At 74.4% G+C, this 13,992-nt stretch carries 17 protein-coding genes and 1 pseudogene; 9 read left to right on the forward strand and 9 right to left on the reverse strand.

Annotated elements, in window-relative coordinates; genetic code table 11:
* Positions 1–122 precede the first annotated feature (122 nt).
* On the reverse strand, positions 123–278 hold the full coding sequence (locus ACZ7G1_RS01395; RefSeq protein WP_470877547.1) for a hydrophobic protein: 156 nt from the start codon (positions 276–278) through the stop codon (positions 123–125).
* A 183-nt stretch (positions 279–461) separates the two neighbouring features.
* On the opposite strand from ACZ7G1_RS01395, the gene ACZ7G1_RS01400 reads away from it, so the two are divergent.
* Entirely contained in the window at positions 462–1,088 is a 627-nt protein-coding gene (locus tag ACZ7G1_RS01400) for a DJ-1/PfpI/YhbO family deglycase/protease (protein ID WP_470877548.1), read from the forward strand.
* A gap of 18 nt (positions 1,089–1,106) precedes the next feature.
* Entirely contained in the window at positions 1,107–1,283 is a 177-nt protein-coding gene (locus ACZ7G1_RS01405) for a CsbD family protein (RefSeq protein ID WP_470877549.1), read from the forward strand.
* Positions 1,284–1,389: 106 nt separating this feature from the next.
* Here ACZ7G1_RS01405 and ACZ7G1_RS01410 read toward each other — a convergent pair whose 3' ends face one another.
* The 5 genes from ACZ7G1_RS01410 to ACZ7G1_RS01430 all read right to left on the reverse strand — a co-directional run bounded on the left by ACZ7G1_RS01410 (position 1,390) and on the right by ACZ7G1_RS01430 (position 5,855).
* Entirely contained in the window at positions 1,390–2,097 is a 708-nt protein-coding gene (locus tag ACZ7G1_RS01410) for a nucleotidyltransferase family protein (protein WP_470877550.1), read from the reverse strand.
* Positions 2,098–2,518: 421 nt separating this feature from the next.
* The gene (locus ACZ7G1_RS01415) at positions 2,519–3,556 is read right to left on the reverse strand and encodes an iron-containing redox enzyme family protein (RefSeq protein ID WP_470877551.1); all 1,038 of its coding nucleotides are present in this window, start codon (positions 3,554–3,556) and stop codon (positions 2,519–2,521) included.
* Positions 3,553–3,927 carry a CDGSH iron-sulfur domain-containing protein gene (locus tag ACZ7G1_RS01420; protein ID WP_470877552.1) on the reverse strand — a complete coding sequence of 125 codons (375 nt, stop codon included), beginning with the start codon at positions 3,925–3,927 and terminating at the stop codon, positions 3,553–3,555. The genes ACZ7G1_RS01415 and ACZ7G1_RS01420 overlap by 4 nt, the downstream gene beginning before the upstream one ends.
* Before the next feature lie 67 nt (positions 3,928–3,994).
* Positions 3,995–4,732: a HemK2/MTQ2 family protein methyltransferase gene (locus tag ACZ7G1_RS01425; protein ID WP_470877553.1), complete on the reverse strand. Its 738-nt coding sequence runs from the start codon at positions 4,730–4,732 to the stop codon at positions 3,995–3,997.
* Between the two features lie 4 nt (positions 4,733–4,736).
* Entirely contained in the window at positions 4,737–5,855 is a 1,119-nt protein-coding gene (locus tag ACZ7G1_RS01430) for a carboxylate-amine ligase (protein WP_470877554.1), read from the reverse strand.
* A gap of 141 nt (positions 5,856–5,996) precedes the next feature.
* On the opposite strand from ACZ7G1_RS01430, the gene ACZ7G1_RS01435 reads away from it, so the two are divergent.
* From ACZ7G1_RS01435 to ACZ7G1_RS01450, 4 genes and pseudogenes are all read left to right on the forward strand, one after another.
* A complete protein-coding gene (locus tag ACZ7G1_RS01435; RefSeq protein WP_470877555.1) occupies positions 5,997–6,182 on the forward strand; it encodes a hypothetical protein in 186 nt (61 codons plus the stop codon).
* A gap of 141 nt (positions 6,183–6,323) precedes the next feature.
* A pseudogene (locus ACZ7G1_RS01440) lies at positions 6,324–6,782 on the forward strand (SRPBCC family protein); the annotation flags it as partial.
* Between the two features lie 280 nt (positions 6,783–7,062).
* On the forward strand, positions 7,063–8,028 hold the full coding sequence (locus ACZ7G1_RS01445; protein WP_470877556.1) for an LLM class F420-dependent oxidoreductase: 966 nt from the start codon (positions 7,063–7,065) through the stop codon (positions 8,026–8,028).
* An 11-nt stretch (positions 8,029–8,039) separates the two neighbouring features.
* A complete protein-coding gene (locus tag ACZ7G1_RS01450) occupies positions 8,040–8,726 on the forward strand; it encodes an HAD family hydrolase (RefSeq protein ID WP_470877557.1) in 687 nt (228 codons plus the stop codon).
* 16 nt (positions 8,727–8,742) lie between these two features.
* On the opposite strand, the gene ACZ7G1_RS01455 is transcribed toward ACZ7G1_RS01450, so the two are convergent.
* Positions 8,743–9,753, reverse strand: a complete 1,011-nt coding sequence (locus ACZ7G1_RS01455) for a DNA topoisomerase IB (RefSeq protein WP_470877558.1) — start codon at positions 9,751–9,753, stop codon at positions 8,743–8,745.
* 101 nt (positions 9,754–9,854) lie between these two features.
* Here ACZ7G1_RS01455 and ACZ7G1_RS01460 point away from each other — a divergent pair, with 101 nt between their 5' ends.
* From ACZ7G1_RS01460 to ACZ7G1_RS01470, 3 genes are read left to right on the forward strand one after another with little or no spacing between them, the layout of a single operon-like run.
* Positions 9,855–11,309 (forward strand): FAD-dependent oxidoreductase, encoded by a 1,455-nt coding sequence (locus ACZ7G1_RS01460; RefSeq protein WP_470877559.1) that lies wholly within the window; start codon positions 9,855–9,857, stop codon positions 11,307–11,309.
* A complete protein-coding gene (locus ACZ7G1_RS01465; protein WP_470877560.1) occupies positions 11,306–11,557 on the forward strand; it encodes a BON domain-containing protein in 252 nt (83 codons plus the stop codon). The genes ACZ7G1_RS01460 and ACZ7G1_RS01465 overlap by 4 nt, the downstream gene beginning before the upstream one ends.
* Complete coding sequence (locus ACZ7G1_RS01470; RefSeq protein ID WP_470877561.1) at positions 11,554–12,354, forward strand: metallophosphoesterase family protein; 801 nt, start codon at positions 11,554–11,556, stop codon at positions 12,352–12,354. Before ACZ7G1_RS01465 ends, ACZ7G1_RS01470 begins: the two co-directional genes overlap by 4 nt.
* A gap of 22 nt (positions 12,355–12,376) precedes the next feature.
* Here ACZ7G1_RS01470 and ACZ7G1_RS01475 read toward each other — a convergent pair whose 3' ends face one another.
* A complete protein-coding gene (locus ACZ7G1_RS01475; RefSeq protein ID WP_470877562.1) occupies positions 12,377–12,829 on the reverse strand; it encodes an iron chaperone in 453 nt (150 codons plus the stop codon).
* Between the two features lie 156 nt (positions 12,830–12,985).
* On the reverse strand, positions 12,986–13,918 hold the full coding sequence (locus ACZ7G1_RS01480) for an adenosine kinase (protein WP_470877563.1): 933 nt from the start codon (positions 13,916–13,918) through the stop codon (positions 12,986–12,988).
* Positions 13,919–13,992: the final 74 nt, after the last annotated feature.

The raw sequence follows: 13,992 nt of genomic DNA on the forward strand, positions 1-13,992 counted from the left end.
CAGAGACACCCCCCCCCCCCCCCCCCCCTCCTCTCCCCCCCCCCCCCCCCCCCCCCCCCCCCCCCCCCCCACCCCCCCCCCCCCCCCACGGCCCCGCTGTTCGGAGCTACGGCTCCCGATGCTCACCAGCGGTACCAGCGCCCGTTGCCACTGCGCATGAAGAAGCCGAGCAGCCACAGCACGAGCACCGCGAGTGCGACGTACCAGAGCACCTCGACGGCGAATCCCGCGCCGAACAGCACCAGGATCAGAAGGAGTACGAGAAGAAGGGCAACCATGGCGGCACCTCCGATACGGTCCGAGGCCTGCCGGTCGTCCTCGGCACGAGGGCACTCGGTACGTCCGCACGTGCCCCCTCTTCCCGGGATCATGCGCGCCCGCCGCCCGGGACGTTTGAGCCACGCGCACGGGGTGAGGCGCAGAAGTGGCGGGGGCCCCGACCCCGGAGAGAGGAAGACCTCGTGACGCCCGAAGGAAAGCCCCACGGCACGCCGCACGGCAAGCCCCAGGCCACGGCCGACGGCAGGCTCGCCGGACAGCACGTCCTGGTCCTCACGACGAACTACGGAACCGAGCAGGACGAGCTGCTCAAACCCGTCGCCGCCCTGCGCGGCGCGGGCGCCCGGGTCACGATCGCCGCGCGCGAGGACGAGGACGTCCAGACCGTCGTATCGGACCGCCGCCAGGGTGACATCGTCCGGCCGGACACCACCCTGGCGAGCGCGGACGCCGACGACTTCGACGCCGTCGTCGTGCCCGGCGGCACCGTGAACGCCGACAGGCTGCGCACCGACGCGAACGCCCGTCGGCTCCTCACGGCCTTCGCCGCGGCAGGCAAACCGGTCGCCGCCATCTGTCACGGCCCCTGGATCCTGGTGGACACCGGCCTCGCCCGCGACCGCGACCTCACCTCGTACCCCTCCCTCAGCCCCGACCTCGAGAACGCCGGCGGCACCTGGACGGACCGCGAGGTCGTCGTCGACACCACCGGAGGCCACCCCCTGATCACCTCCCGCAAGCCGGCCGACCTCGACGCCTTCGCGTCCGCGATCGTCCGCACCCTCGACGGGGGCGGGAACCACACCTGACGAGAAAGGAACCCACCGATGCGCAAGAGCGGCATGGACAAGGGCAAGGGCAAGATCAAGGAAACCGCGGGCAAGGCCACGGGCGACAAGAGCCTGGAGGCCGAAGGCAAGGCCGACCAGATGAAGGGAAAGGTCCGCGAGGTCGCCGAGAAGGCGCGCGAACGCGCCGAGAAGGCCCGCGACGACAGGAAGTGACCGGCTTCCGAGACGAAGCCGCATCCCGGGCCCCCGGCGGAACACCGCCGGGGGCCCGCGCGGATGCTCGACGTGATGGTCCCCGGGGCGGGCGGCGCCGGCGCGGTCACACCGCGTCGGCGCCGGCCCGCGGGAGTACGTCCATCAGTTCGAGCAGATAGAGGAAGGCGGCGGCCATCGGGGCGCCGTCGGCCTCCTCGCGGACCCGTGTCCAGTCGACGCGCTCGCGCAGGCCGCGCGCCACCGGCAGCAGCGCGCCGAAGTCGCAGTGGTGCTCGGAGAGCGCGAGGAGACGGCTCACCATGAGGTCGGTCGGGGCGAGCACCGGCATGTGGACGGAGTCGACCGGCAGGGTCGTGGCGCGCGCGAGGAGTTCGGCCGTCACGGGCCTTCCCGCGAGCGCGAAGATCAGGTCGATCTCCTCGCCGCCCGCCCGGGCCTTGACGAGCCAGTCCTCCGGCGGTTCGACGATGCGTATCCCGCGATCCCGCAGCGACCGCGTGACGACCTCGGCGTCCTCCCGGCGCACGGCGAAGTCCGTGTCGTGCTGCAGCCTGACCGGGATGCCGTGCGCGTACGCGGCGACGCTGCCGACCAGGGCGAACGGGCAGCCGGACGCCTTGAGCACGGCGCCGACCTCCTTCGTCGTCTCCAGGATCGCCTGTGTGTGGTCGGGAGGCAGCGCGCGCCCGTCGCCGGCAGCCTTCCGAGGCTCCGCCGCATCCCGGCGGCCGCCGGACGCCTGGGCCGGCCGCGGGGAGCTCGTCGCTCCGTCCGCCGCATGGCGCGGGGCCGGTCCCTCCGCGAGGTTCATGGCCTGCTCCTGTCGTCGTCGCCGGTCACGACGCCCCTTCCGGAAGGGGCGGACTTGCGTCTACCCCGCACGCCCCGCCCCATTCCGCGCCCGCCCCGACCCGCGCCGCCGGGGTTGCCGAGCAGCCGACGGGGCAGTCGCCGCGCACCCCCCTCGGCACCGGAGAAGGCACCGGGGACGGCACCGGCGGAAAGGGAACCGATGACAGACCACACCGGCGCGGGCACCGGCCTGGACCTCGGTGCCTTCGTGGAAGGCCTCTTCGTGATCCACACCCGCGCCCGTGCCAACGCCAGGGAGCGACGGAACCTGTCCGGCCGCTCCGTCGTCGTCACCGGCAGGGGCGCCGGAGTCGCCCGGGCCGTGGCCCTCCTCCTGTACCCGCTCGCGGCGCGGGCGCGAGCGGGGCTGAGGGCGGGGCTCAGCGGCCGGGCGGTGGCAGGGCGGGGCGGCCGTCGGAGGGGGTGCGCAGGGCGGTTTCGCCTCGGGACCATGCGTCCGTGACGTGGGCGCCCAGGCGGTCCTCGACCAGGGCGGTCGCGGCGATGCCGAAGGCGACGTCGGGGGCGAGTTCGGGCTCGTCGTCCAGGAGACCGCCCACCACCTCGTGGCGCACGAGCTGTTCGTGGACGGCGTCGGCCTCCACGTGTTCGTCGTAGTAACGGGCGGCGGCCGGGCCCGCGCCGCTTCTGCGCACCGCCTCGGAGAGGCGGGAGGCGGCGGGGGGCGAGGTGGTCTCCAGGAGGGCGAAGTGGCCGACGAGGGCGCCGCGCAGGCGGCGGTGGAGGCCGAGGAGGGACATCAGGTTCGAGGCCGCCAACGTCTCGGCTCCAGCCGCGTCGACGTACCGTCCGTAGGCCGGGTCGAGTCCGAGGTCGGTCATGAGGTCGGCGTAGAGCCGGGAGTGCATCCGTTCCGCCCGCCCGCACCCGTACTCGTCGTACTCGATCGCGACCATGGCCGCCTTCGCGCGGCCCCGCAGCCTGGGCACCACCCACAGCTGCGGGTCGGCCTCCCTGAGCTGGTGGACGGAGCGCAGCGCCACGTACTCGCGCAGCGGCCACGACTCGCCCGAGGCGAGGAGGTAGCGGGAGGCGCCGGTGCCGTCGGCCGGCTCCACGAGGAGCGCGGACAGGGCTTCGTCCACTCCGGGGGCGTCACGGCAGTCGTGCCGCAGCGCGCTCTCGAAGCGATGCTCCAGGAGGGCCCGGACCCGCAGCAGGCCCGGGTCCCACTCCAGGGTGTCGGGGACCCCCGAGAAGCCCCGGTAGTGGAGCTCGTAGCAGAGGTACAGGGCGAGTTGCAGATCCTCGCCGTACGGGGAGCAGCGCACGATCTCCGCTTCGTCGGGCAGCCGGCCGGGGCCGGCGAGCAGCCTGCCGCGCACCGCGTGGGACACGGTGCCGCGCGCCTCGGGCATCTCGGGCGCGGTCGTCACGCGCGCGTGGAGGAGGGTCATGACGGATCGGTCTCCGCGTCCTGGTCCTCGTTTTGGGCCTCGTCCTGGTCGTCTTCCTGGTTGTCTTCCGCCGAGGGCGGTGGCCGCCGGCCGGTGGCGCGGTCGGGGCGGGCGCGGCGTCTCAGGCGCGGGCGGTGGCTCGTGTCGCAGAACGGTGCTCGCAGGGTCCGCCGGCACGTGCAGAGGGCGATCACCGGCCGCTCGCAGAGAACCAGCGACCCGTCCGGCATGACGATCTCCACGGGGCCCTCGACGAGCAACGGCCCTTCGGGGAGCGGCCGGACCCGGACCGGCGCCGGGTGGAGCCCGGCGGGCCCGGGGCCCGTCGATCGGAGCGTGCCGGGGGAGTTCACGCCAGGGGAAGCGGACATCACACACCACCCATCGAATCCGGATGTCGCCGACACCGCGCGAGTGCCCGGCCGCGGCCGACCGCAATCACGGGCGGAACGCCCGGATGACCACGAGCTCCTCCGTACGCGTGCCCGGAGGGACCAGCCCCTGGGCCGCGAACCAGTCGGCACGGGCCGACATCACCGGCCCGAACGGCTGCGTGGCCCGGGCGACGACCCCGGCCCGCAGCCCGTCGCGGGCGAGCGCCTCCAGGGTGCCCGCGATGCCCGACAGCGAGGACTGGACGAGGAGCAGGACCCCGGAGGGCGTGAGGAGGCGGGGGACCCGGGCGCAGACGCGGTCGAGCAGCAGCCGTCCGTCCCTGCCCGCGTCCCAGCTCCGGCGCGCGCCGCGGGCCGGGACCTCGGGGTCCTCGCTCGGCACGTACGGTGGATTGACCGTGATCAGGTCGAAGCGCTCGTGCCGGACCGGGGCGTCCAGGTCGCCCCGGAGCGCCCGGACCCGGCAGCCGTGCAGCAGCGCGTTGAGCCGGGCGCTCGCGACGGCGGCGAGGGACACGTCGACGGCGGTCGCCCGCGCGCCGAGCAGCGCGGCCGTGACGGCGAGGACACCGGTGCCCGTGCACAGGTCGAGCGAGCAGGCGCCCGGCCGCAGGTCCTCGCGCCGCAGCTGCCCGAGCAGCAGCCCGGTGTCGCCCTGGGGCGCGTACACCCCGGGGAATCTGCACACCCGGGGCGCGTACGGCCCGCCGGGGCGTGCGGTGGCGGGGCGGGCGCCTCGGTCGCGGACCGGCGGCGGTCGGTCGAAGAGGGCGGGACGCATCGGATCAGCTCCCCATCGTCGCGGCGGCCAGCGCGTCCACGACCGCGCTCAGTCTGCCCTGCCGGCGGAAGACGGCTCGCTGGCGGGTCGCACCGCCGCCGTCCGTACGGATCCGCTCCCACCGCTCGCGTACCCACGCGAGGTCGCCGGCGGCGTCGAGGCCCGGCCGGGCCACGTCGATCAGCGTGTCCAGGAGCGCCGTGGCGGGCCGCTCGCGGCCGTCGACCGGATCGATGCCCACGCCGGTGAGGCCCTGGACGGCGGCCAGGCGGTGCGCCCGCAGGAGGCTCGCCAGGGGAACCGGGGGCGGCGGCACCGAGGCGTCGACGCGGTCGAGGAGGGTCGCCGCGAGGCCCCGGACGAGGACGGCGAGCAGCACCACCGTGTCGAGGTCCGCGTTGGCGTCGGCCAGCCGCACCTCAAGGGTCGGGACGTGCTCGGAGGGCCGGGCGTGCCAGTACACCATGCGGTTGTCGAGCAGGGTCCCCTCCTCGACGAGCCGTGCGACGTGGGCGAGGTACCGGGCCTCGTCGAGTACGGGCGTGGGGCCCACGGTGGGCCACCGCGCGTGTTCGACGGCGCGCCAGCTCTCGTACCCGGTGTCGCGGCGCCCGGCGAACGGCGAGTTCCCCGCCAGCGCCTGCACGAGCGGCAGCCAGGGCCGCATGTGCTGGGCCAGGGCGAGGGCCCGCTCCCTGTCCAGCGTCCCGATGTGCACGTGACAGCCGCACACGAGACCGTCGTCGCGGGGCGTCCCGTCCGCCCGGGTCACCAGCGGCGCGAAGCGCCGGGCCATCAGCCGGTACCGCTCGGTGTCCGTCACCGTCAGCGGAACCTCCGGCGGCAGTACGGGAGTGCCGCACGCGACGGGCATGCACCGCTCGTCCCGCGCCGCCGCCGCGACCACCCCGCGCAGCCAGGAGAGTTCCTCCCGCAGTTCCGCCCGGCCTGCGGTGGGCTCGGTGCAGATCTCGACCTGCGCGTTGAAGAACTCCGTCTGCACCTGCTCGCCGAGCTCGCGCGCGGCCCGTCGGATCACCTCGGGCGCCCGGTTCACGGGCGCCCGCGTCACCCTGTCCACCAGGACGAACTCTTCCTCGACGCCCATCGTCAGGATTTTCATCGCGGGCTCCTCGCCTCGGCACGCGCCTACCCTGCGTGCCTCGCCCCATGCCGCCGTTCCGGACGGCGCGCGGCGCGCGGCTGTTCGGCCGCCGAGCGGGTAGTGGCCCGCCGGAAGGTCCGACCGGGAGGAGGCCCGGAGATGCGTGGGAACGGCGAGGCCGGGGCGGTACGCGAGGGGCCCGGGCTCAGCGACGAGGAGTTCCGGACGCTGATGCGTGAGGCACGCGCCGAGGCCCGGCGCCGGTTCCTCGGCGAACCACCCCGGGGGAAGGCGGACTTCGCGCTGCGGACGCAGCACGCCGAGTTCGGGGGAGCCGCCCACTGACCGGGCGACCGGCCGATCCGCGAGGCGCCCCCACCCGGGGCGCCTCGCGGCGGGTGCGGGCCGGACGTGAATGAGCCGGGTCTCGCCGGGTACGCGCGGGTCGATCCCGCAGAGTGCGTGACGGCACGAGGAGGCAGACTCATGAGCAGGGTCGAGCAGATGATCGACGTGGACGTTCCGGTGCGGAGCGCCTACGACCAGTGGACGCAGTTCGAGGAGTTCCCGAACTTCATGGAGGGCGTCGAGGACGTCCGGCAGCTCGACGACCGGCACTGCCACTGGCAGACCAAGATCGCCGGCGTCCGGCGCGAGTTCGACACCGAGATCGTCGACCAGCTCCCCGACGAGCGGATCGCCTGGCGCAGCATGGGCGACGGCATCCGGCAGAAGGGCGTCGTCAGCTTCCAGCGCCTCGACGAGGACCACACCCGCGTGCGGCTCGCGATGGACGTGGAGCCCGACGGCATGGCGGAGAAGGCCGCCGACGCCCTCGGCATGCTCGACCGCCGCGTCAAGGGAGACCTCAAGCGCTTCAAGGGCTTCATCGAGGACCACACCCACGCCACCGGCGGCTGGCGCGGCCGCATCCGCCCGGAGGACGCCGACACGGCCGGTACGTCGACCGGGGTGCCGATGGGCGAGGAACAGGACGCGATGGGCGCCGACCCCATGGGCGAAGGGTCCCGAGGCATGGACGGGGGACCCGGCCCGATGAGGGAGGAGCCCGGAACGACCGGCGACCGCGACCGGAGCCGCAGGTGGTCGGGGACCGAGTCCTGGCCGCTGCCGCCCGGGCCCGGCGACCCCGGCATGCGCTGACCGCCCGAAACCGCGCACGCGTGGCCCGTTTCGGACACGGCGTTCCGGCAAGTCGCCGGTCATGATGCACATCGGGTACACCATGATGACCGAGCAGGCAGGCCCGCGTGAGCTGGTGGAGCACGTGGTGGAGGCCGAGCGGGTGGGCTTCGACTTCTCCGTGATCTCGGACCACTCCTTCCCGTGGCTCGAGGCGCAGGGGCACGCCCCGTACGCCTGGAGCGTCCTCGGCGCGGCGGCCCAGGCCACCTCCGAGATACCGCTCATGAGCTTCGTGACCTGCCCGACCTTCCGCTACCACCCCGCCGTGATCGCGCAGAAGGCCGCCACCGTCCAGCTGCTGTCCGAAGGCCGCTTCCGGCTGGGCCTCGGGTCGGGCGAGAACCTCAACGAACACGTCGTCGGCGGCGGCTGGCCCGCGGCACGGGTCAGGCTCGCCATGCTGGACGAGGCGGTAGAGATCATCCGCGCGCTGTTCGGCGGCGGCTACGTCACCCGCCAGGGCCGGTACTTCCCGGTGACCGGAGCCCGGCTCTGGGACCTCCCCGACACCCCGCCGCCCATCGGCATCGCGGTGTCGGGCCCCCGCTCCTGCGCGCTCGCCGGGCGCCACGGCGACCTGCTGATCGCCACGGAACCCGACCGTGAACTCCTGGACGCCTTCGACGCCCAGGGCGGGGCGGGCAAGCCCAGGGTCGGACAGCTTCCCGTCTGCTACGACCCCGACCGGGACGCGGCCGTCGCCCGCGCGCACGAGCAGTTCCGCTGGGCCCTCGGCGGGTGGCCGCTCAACGCCGAACTCCCGCTGCCGGCGGCCTTCGCGCAGGCCACCCGTCACATCCGCCCCGAGGACGTGGCGAAGAGCGTCCCCTGCGGCGACGACGTCGGGGCCGTCGTGGACGCGGTCCGGCCCTTCGCCGAGGCCGGATTCACCGACCTCGCCCTCCTCCAGATCGGCGGCGAGCACCAACTCCCCTTCCTCCACTGGGCGGAGACGACCCTCCTGCCCGCACTCCGCGACCTGTAGGGAGCCCCGCCATGGACCGCGCCGCGCTCTTCGACGTCGACGGAACCCTCGTCGACTCCAACCACCTGCACGTCGTGGCCTGGTGGGAAGCCCTCCGCCAGGGCGGCCACCGGGTGCCGGCCCACGCCGTGCACCGGGCGATCGGGCTACCGGGGGAGCAGCTCCTCGACCGGCTCCTCGACAGTGACCGCGACAGGTCGGACGACGACCGGATCAGCGCCGCCCACGACACCCTCTACGGCGCCTTCTTCGAACGCCTCCAGGCCTTCGACCGCGCCGCCGACCTCCTGCGCGCCCTCGCGGGCGACGGCTGGCGCGTCGTCCTCGTGACCTCCGCCAAGGACCGGGAACTCACCGCCCTGACCCGGGCCCTCGACGCCGACGACGCCATCACCGCCACCGCCACCTCGGACGACGTGGAACGGGGCAAGCCCGCCCCCGACCCGGTCCACCACGCCCTCTCGCTCGTCGACGTCCGCCCCGACCGCGCCGTGTTCGTCGGCGACAGCGTCTGGGACATGAAGGCCGCCCGCCACGCCCAGGTGGCCCGCGCCGCCCTGCTCTGCGGCGGCATCCCCCACGCCGACCTGACCGCCGCGGGCGCCCAGGCCGTCTACGCCGACCCCGACGACCTCCTCTCCCACCTGGCCGACAGCCCCTTCACCTCTGTCCCGGCCGAGGCCGCGACCCACTCCTAGCGGGGGCCCCGTGGAATCACGGCAGCAGCCGCAGCACCGCCCGCTCCACCGCGCCCTGGGTGGCCGGCTGCCCGAACGTGGCGTCCTCGCCGAGCCGGCCGAGCGCGGCGGCGACCGTGACGCCGTCCTCGAAGCGCTCGACGACGGCCGGGTCGATGTACGAGGCGCGGCAGACCGCGGGGGTGTTGCCGAGGTAGTCGCTGACCTCGCGGACGGCCCGCCGCACCGCCTTGGCCCGGGCCGTGCGGGACTCGTCGCTCACCGGGTCGGAGACCGCGAGGGCGACGGCGGCCAGCACGGTGGCGTGCCAGGTGCGGAAGTCCTTCGCGGTGACGTCGGTGCCCGCGCGCTCCCGCAGGTACGCGTTCAGCTCCTCGCCGCGCAGCTCGTGCCACGCCCGGCCCTCCCAGTACGCGAACAGCCGGTCCCCGCCGCCGCGCCGCCGCAGCAGCGCCCGTACGACCCGGTACGCCGGCTCGTCCACGAGCGTCCGGGTCTGCCGCCGTCCCGACTTGCCCGGGTAGTCCAGGCTGACCGCGCCGGCCGAGCAGCGGGCGTGCTCGCGCAGCAGGGTGGTGAGCCCGTAGGAGGCGTTGTCGCGCTGGTACCGCGGATCGCCGATGCGGAAGAAGCCCAGGTCGAGGAGGCGGGCCGCGCAGGCGAGCACGCGGTCCCGGCACAGCCCGCGCAGGGCCAGGTCCCGCTCGACGGCCGCCCGCAGCCGGGGCAGCCTGCGCGCGACCCGTCGTACGTGCGCGTGCTTCGCCTCCTCCTGGCGGCGCCGGAACTCCGAGTGGTACAGGTACTGCCGGCGCCCGGCCTCGTCCGTGCCGACCGCCTGGATGTGGCCGTTGGGCCACGGGCACACCCACACGTCCCGCCACGCGGGCGGGATGACGAGCGCGACGGCCCTGGCCCGGTCCTCGTCGGCCAGCGGATCACCGCCCGCGTCCAGGTAGCGGAAGCCGCGGCCGTGGCGCACGCGCCGCCAGCCCGGCCGGTCCGGGTCGCTCGTCCTGAGCCGCACCCCTCCACTGTGCCGTCGCACGGCGCCGGCCGCCTCCCGCGTGACTGGACGGCGGGCCCGCGGGTAGACGCCCGGCGGGTCGACCGCCGAGAGGAGCGATCATGCGCGTGTCCGGCAGCTCGTACTGGAGGGAGTCGGCACCGGCCGGCGACGCCCGGCCGGCGTTGCGGGGGGACCTCGGCGCCGATGTGGTCGTGGTGGGAGCCGGCATCGTCGGACTCTGCACGGCGCGGGAGCTGCTCCGTGCCGGGCGCGAGGTGGTGGTCGTCGAGGCCGGCCGGGTGGCGTCGGGGGTGACGGGCCACACCACCGGCAAGCTGACCTCGCTGCACGGCCTCTGCTACGAACGGCTGCGCGCCCGGCAGGGCGACGAGGCGGCGGGGCTGTACGCCGAGGCGCAGCGGGAGGCGCTGCGGTGGATGCCGGTGATCTGCGCGGACGCCGGCATCGACGCGGAGATCGAACGGCGGCCCGCGTACACGTACACCACCGACCCGACGCGCGTCCCCGAGATCAGGGCGGAGGCGGCGGCCGCCGCGTCGGCGGGGCTCGCGGCCACGGTCGTCACCGACACCGGGCTGCCTTATCCCGTCGAGGCGGCCGTGCGCGTCGAGGACCAGATCCAGTTCCACCCGGGGCGGTTCCTGCGCGGGCTCGCGGACGACGTGGTCGCCCACGGCGGGCGGTTGTACGAGGGGACCAGGGTCACCGACCTCAAGGAGCGCGCCGACTGCCGGCTGGCCATCGAGGGAGGCGGCACCGTCCACGCCCGTGACGTCGTGCTCGCCACCCACTTCCCGCTCCGCTGCCACACCAGCCTCCTCCTGCGGTTCTCGCTGCGGCGCGAGCTCGTCGTGGCGGCCGCCGTGGCGGAACGGCACGCCCCGTACGGCATGTACCTCACGCCCGAACACGACACGCGTTCGGTGCGCACGGCGCCGCTGGGCGAGGGGCGGCGGCTGGTGATCGTCGCGGGTGAGGCCTTCGAGCCGGGGAGCGACGGGGTGGGCGAGCGGTTCACCCGCCTGGAGGCCTGGGCCCGCGAACGGCTGCCGGGGTTCGGCGAGGCGACCACGGTCCACCGGTGGGCCGCGCAGGACGTCCACACGGCCGACTGCCTGCCCTGTGTCGGACACGAACACCCCGACACCGAGCACGTCTACCTGGCGACCGGCTTCGGCGGCTGGGGGCTGAGCAACGGCATCGCGGCCGCCCGGCTCCTGACCGCCCACCTGACCGGAGCCCCCCGCCCGGCCTGGACGGAGCTCTTCGACCCGCGCCGCCACCTCCCGGCCCGTGACGTGCCGGGCGTCGTCCGGCACCAGACCGCCGTCGCCCGCCACTACGTCACCGGGCTGCGTACCCGTCCCCGCTGTACGCACATGGGCTGCGAGCTCGGATTCAACGACGCCGAACAGACCTGGGAGTGCCCCTGCCACGGCTCCCGCTTCGCGCAGGACGGCGCGGTCCTCCAGGGCCCGGCCACCGAGCCCCTGACCCTGCCCGGCCGAGCAGTGCGACCCGAGTCCCTCGGGGCGGACGGAGGAACACGATGACAGCCGACGAGAGCGAATACCGCATCGCCCGCTTCAGGGACCGGCTCGCCCGCGAGGAGGCCGCCGAGCTCGGCGTACGCGTGGAAGTGCGCGGCGCGGCCGTCCTCCTGACGGGCACGGTCCCGACCGCGGACCGCCGCGACGAGATCCTCCGCATCGCCGACGCCGAGCTGGCGGGGCTCGCGATCCGGCAGGACCTCCTGGTGGCCTGCGTGGATCCGCCCGACCGGCCCGAGGAGCTCTCATGACGGCGAAGGGAGCTCCCGACGGGGCCGTGGTCCGGGTCGCCGCCGTGGGGGACATCCATCTGAGCGCGGACTGCCGGGGCCTGCTGCGCCCCTCGTTCGAGACGCTGCCGCGCTGCGCCGACGTCCTGCTCCTGGCCGGCGACCTCACCCGGCACGGCACCGTGCCCGAGGCCGAGGTGGTCGCGGAGGAGGTCCGCGACCTCGGGGTGCCGGTGGTGGCGGTGCTGGGGAACCACGACTACCACGCGGAACGGGAGGAGGACGTCACGCGCGTCCTCACCGCGGCGGGCGTCGCGGTCCTCGAAGGGGACGGCGTGATCCTGCCGGTGGAGGGCCGGAAGGTGGGCGTCGCCGGAGTGAAGGGTTTCTGCGGCGGCTTCGCGGGCCGCAGTGCCGGCGAGTTCGGGGAGCGCGAGATGAAGGAGTTCGTGCGCGCCGCGCGGCGCGGCGCCGAAGGCCTGCGGGTGGCCCTGGCCGGCCTGTCGGCCGACGGCTGCGGGGCGCGGATCGCCCTCACCCACTTCGCGCCGGTGCCCGACACCCTGGCGGGGGAACCGCCGGAGATCTACCCCTTCCTGGGGAGCTACCTCCTCGCCGAGGCCATCGACGAGGCGGGTGCCGATCTCGCCGTGCACGGCCACGCGCACCTCGGTACCGAGCACGGCATGACGGCGGGCGGCGTCCGGGTCCGCAACGTCGCCCAGCCCGTCATCGGCAGGGCGTTCGCGCTCTACCACCTGCCGATGGTCCGCCCGGGGGAGAGCCGCGAGCGGACCATCGGACGGGTCGGGGTCTGACCCGGGACCTACCGGAGGGCGGTCAGCTGACGGCCTGCTTCACGAGGGCGCCGATGCGCTTCTCGACCTCGGGCGTGACCTCGGTGAGGGCGAAGCCGGCGGCCCACATGGTGCCGTCGTCGAGTTTGGCCTGGTCGCTGAAGCCGAGGGTGGCGTAGCGGGCCTTGAACTTCTCGGCGCTCTGGAAGAAGCAGACGACCTTGCCGTCGAGGGCGTAGGAGGGCATGCCGTACCAGAGTTTGGGGGCGAGGACGGGGGCGTTGGCGGTGACGACGGCGTGGACGCGCTCGGCGAGCACGCGGTCCGACTCCTCCATCTCGGCGATCTTCGCGAGGACGTCGCGTTCCGCTTCCGCCGCCTTGTCCGCGCGGGAGCTGCGCTTGGCGGCCGCCTTCTGTTCCTTGGCGTGGTCCTTCATCGCGGCCCGCTCCTCGGCCGAGAATCCCTCGTACGTGCCGCTGTCGTTCTTGCCCATGGCGGAGTTCCCCCTTGAGGGTTGTGGCGAACGGGATCGTGACTCGAGCGGGACTGTAACCCGGCGAATCACCCATTCACCGTCATAACGCGCTGGTTTCACCACAGTTGTCTCAGCGAGCGTAGGGGGTGGAGCGGGCCGTCGGCTGAATCTCCGTCAGATTCCGTTCTCCTCAGGGATGTCGCCGGTCAGGGCCGCGACCTCGCGGAGGAGGGTCGCGCGGTCGACGGCGTCGGCCGCCGTCGCCGGGACGGTGCAGGCGTACGCTCCGGCCACCGCGCCGTAGAGGGCGCAGCGTTCGAGGTCCTCGCCGGTGAGGCGGCCGAAGAGGAAACCGGCGGCGAAGGCGTCGCCGGCGCCGTTGGAGTCGACGACCGGCCGGCGGGGGGTGACGGCCGGGATGTGCACGAGGCCGGAGGCGCTGAGCAGGTAGGCGCCTTCGGCGCCGGCGGTGGCGACGACGGCCTCGGCCCGGCCCCGCTCCAGGATGCGGCGCATGGTCTTCTCGTGGTCCGGGAGGGCGGTGGTGGAGACGAAGACGAGGTCGCAGCCGTAGGCGAAGGGCTCGTGGTACGGGTTCTCGCCGTCCCAGTCGTGCAGGTCCGTGGAGAGGGTGAGTCCCGCCGCGCGCAGCTGGGGGAGGGCGGAGGCGCAGGGGTGGGTGATCGACACGTGGGCGTGGCGGCTCGCCGCGGCGAGCGGGCCGACGAGGGCCTCGGGAAGGCGGTCGGACGCGCCGGCGCGGGTGTCGTCGTAGAGGGAGAGGCGGCGGCCGTCGGGGTCGACGAGGTTGACGGCCCGCTTCGTGCCGAGGGGCTGCGGGACTTCGGTGAAGTCGATGCCGTGTTCGCGGTGGAACGCCCGGACGAGCTCGCCCGACGGATCGTCACCGACCATGTCCAGGTGGTGTGTTCGCAGTCCGAGGGTGCTCAGGCCCAGTGCGACGAAGTCGCCGGTCTGCCCGGCGCGGGTCTCGATGCCCGGCCGGATCTTGTGGCTGTCGGCGTAGGGCAGGGGGAGTTCGGGGACGTACACGATCGTGTCGACGCCGGCGCCACCGAGGACGAGGACGTCGTATTCGCTGTTCATCGCTGTGCCTTCCGTGGGCCGACTGCCGCTGTTCGTAGGGGAGTCAAGCAGCCGGGCCCCCGGTCGGCAAGATC

It is taken from the genome of Streptomyces sp. NPDC037273, from assembly GCF_055603625.1.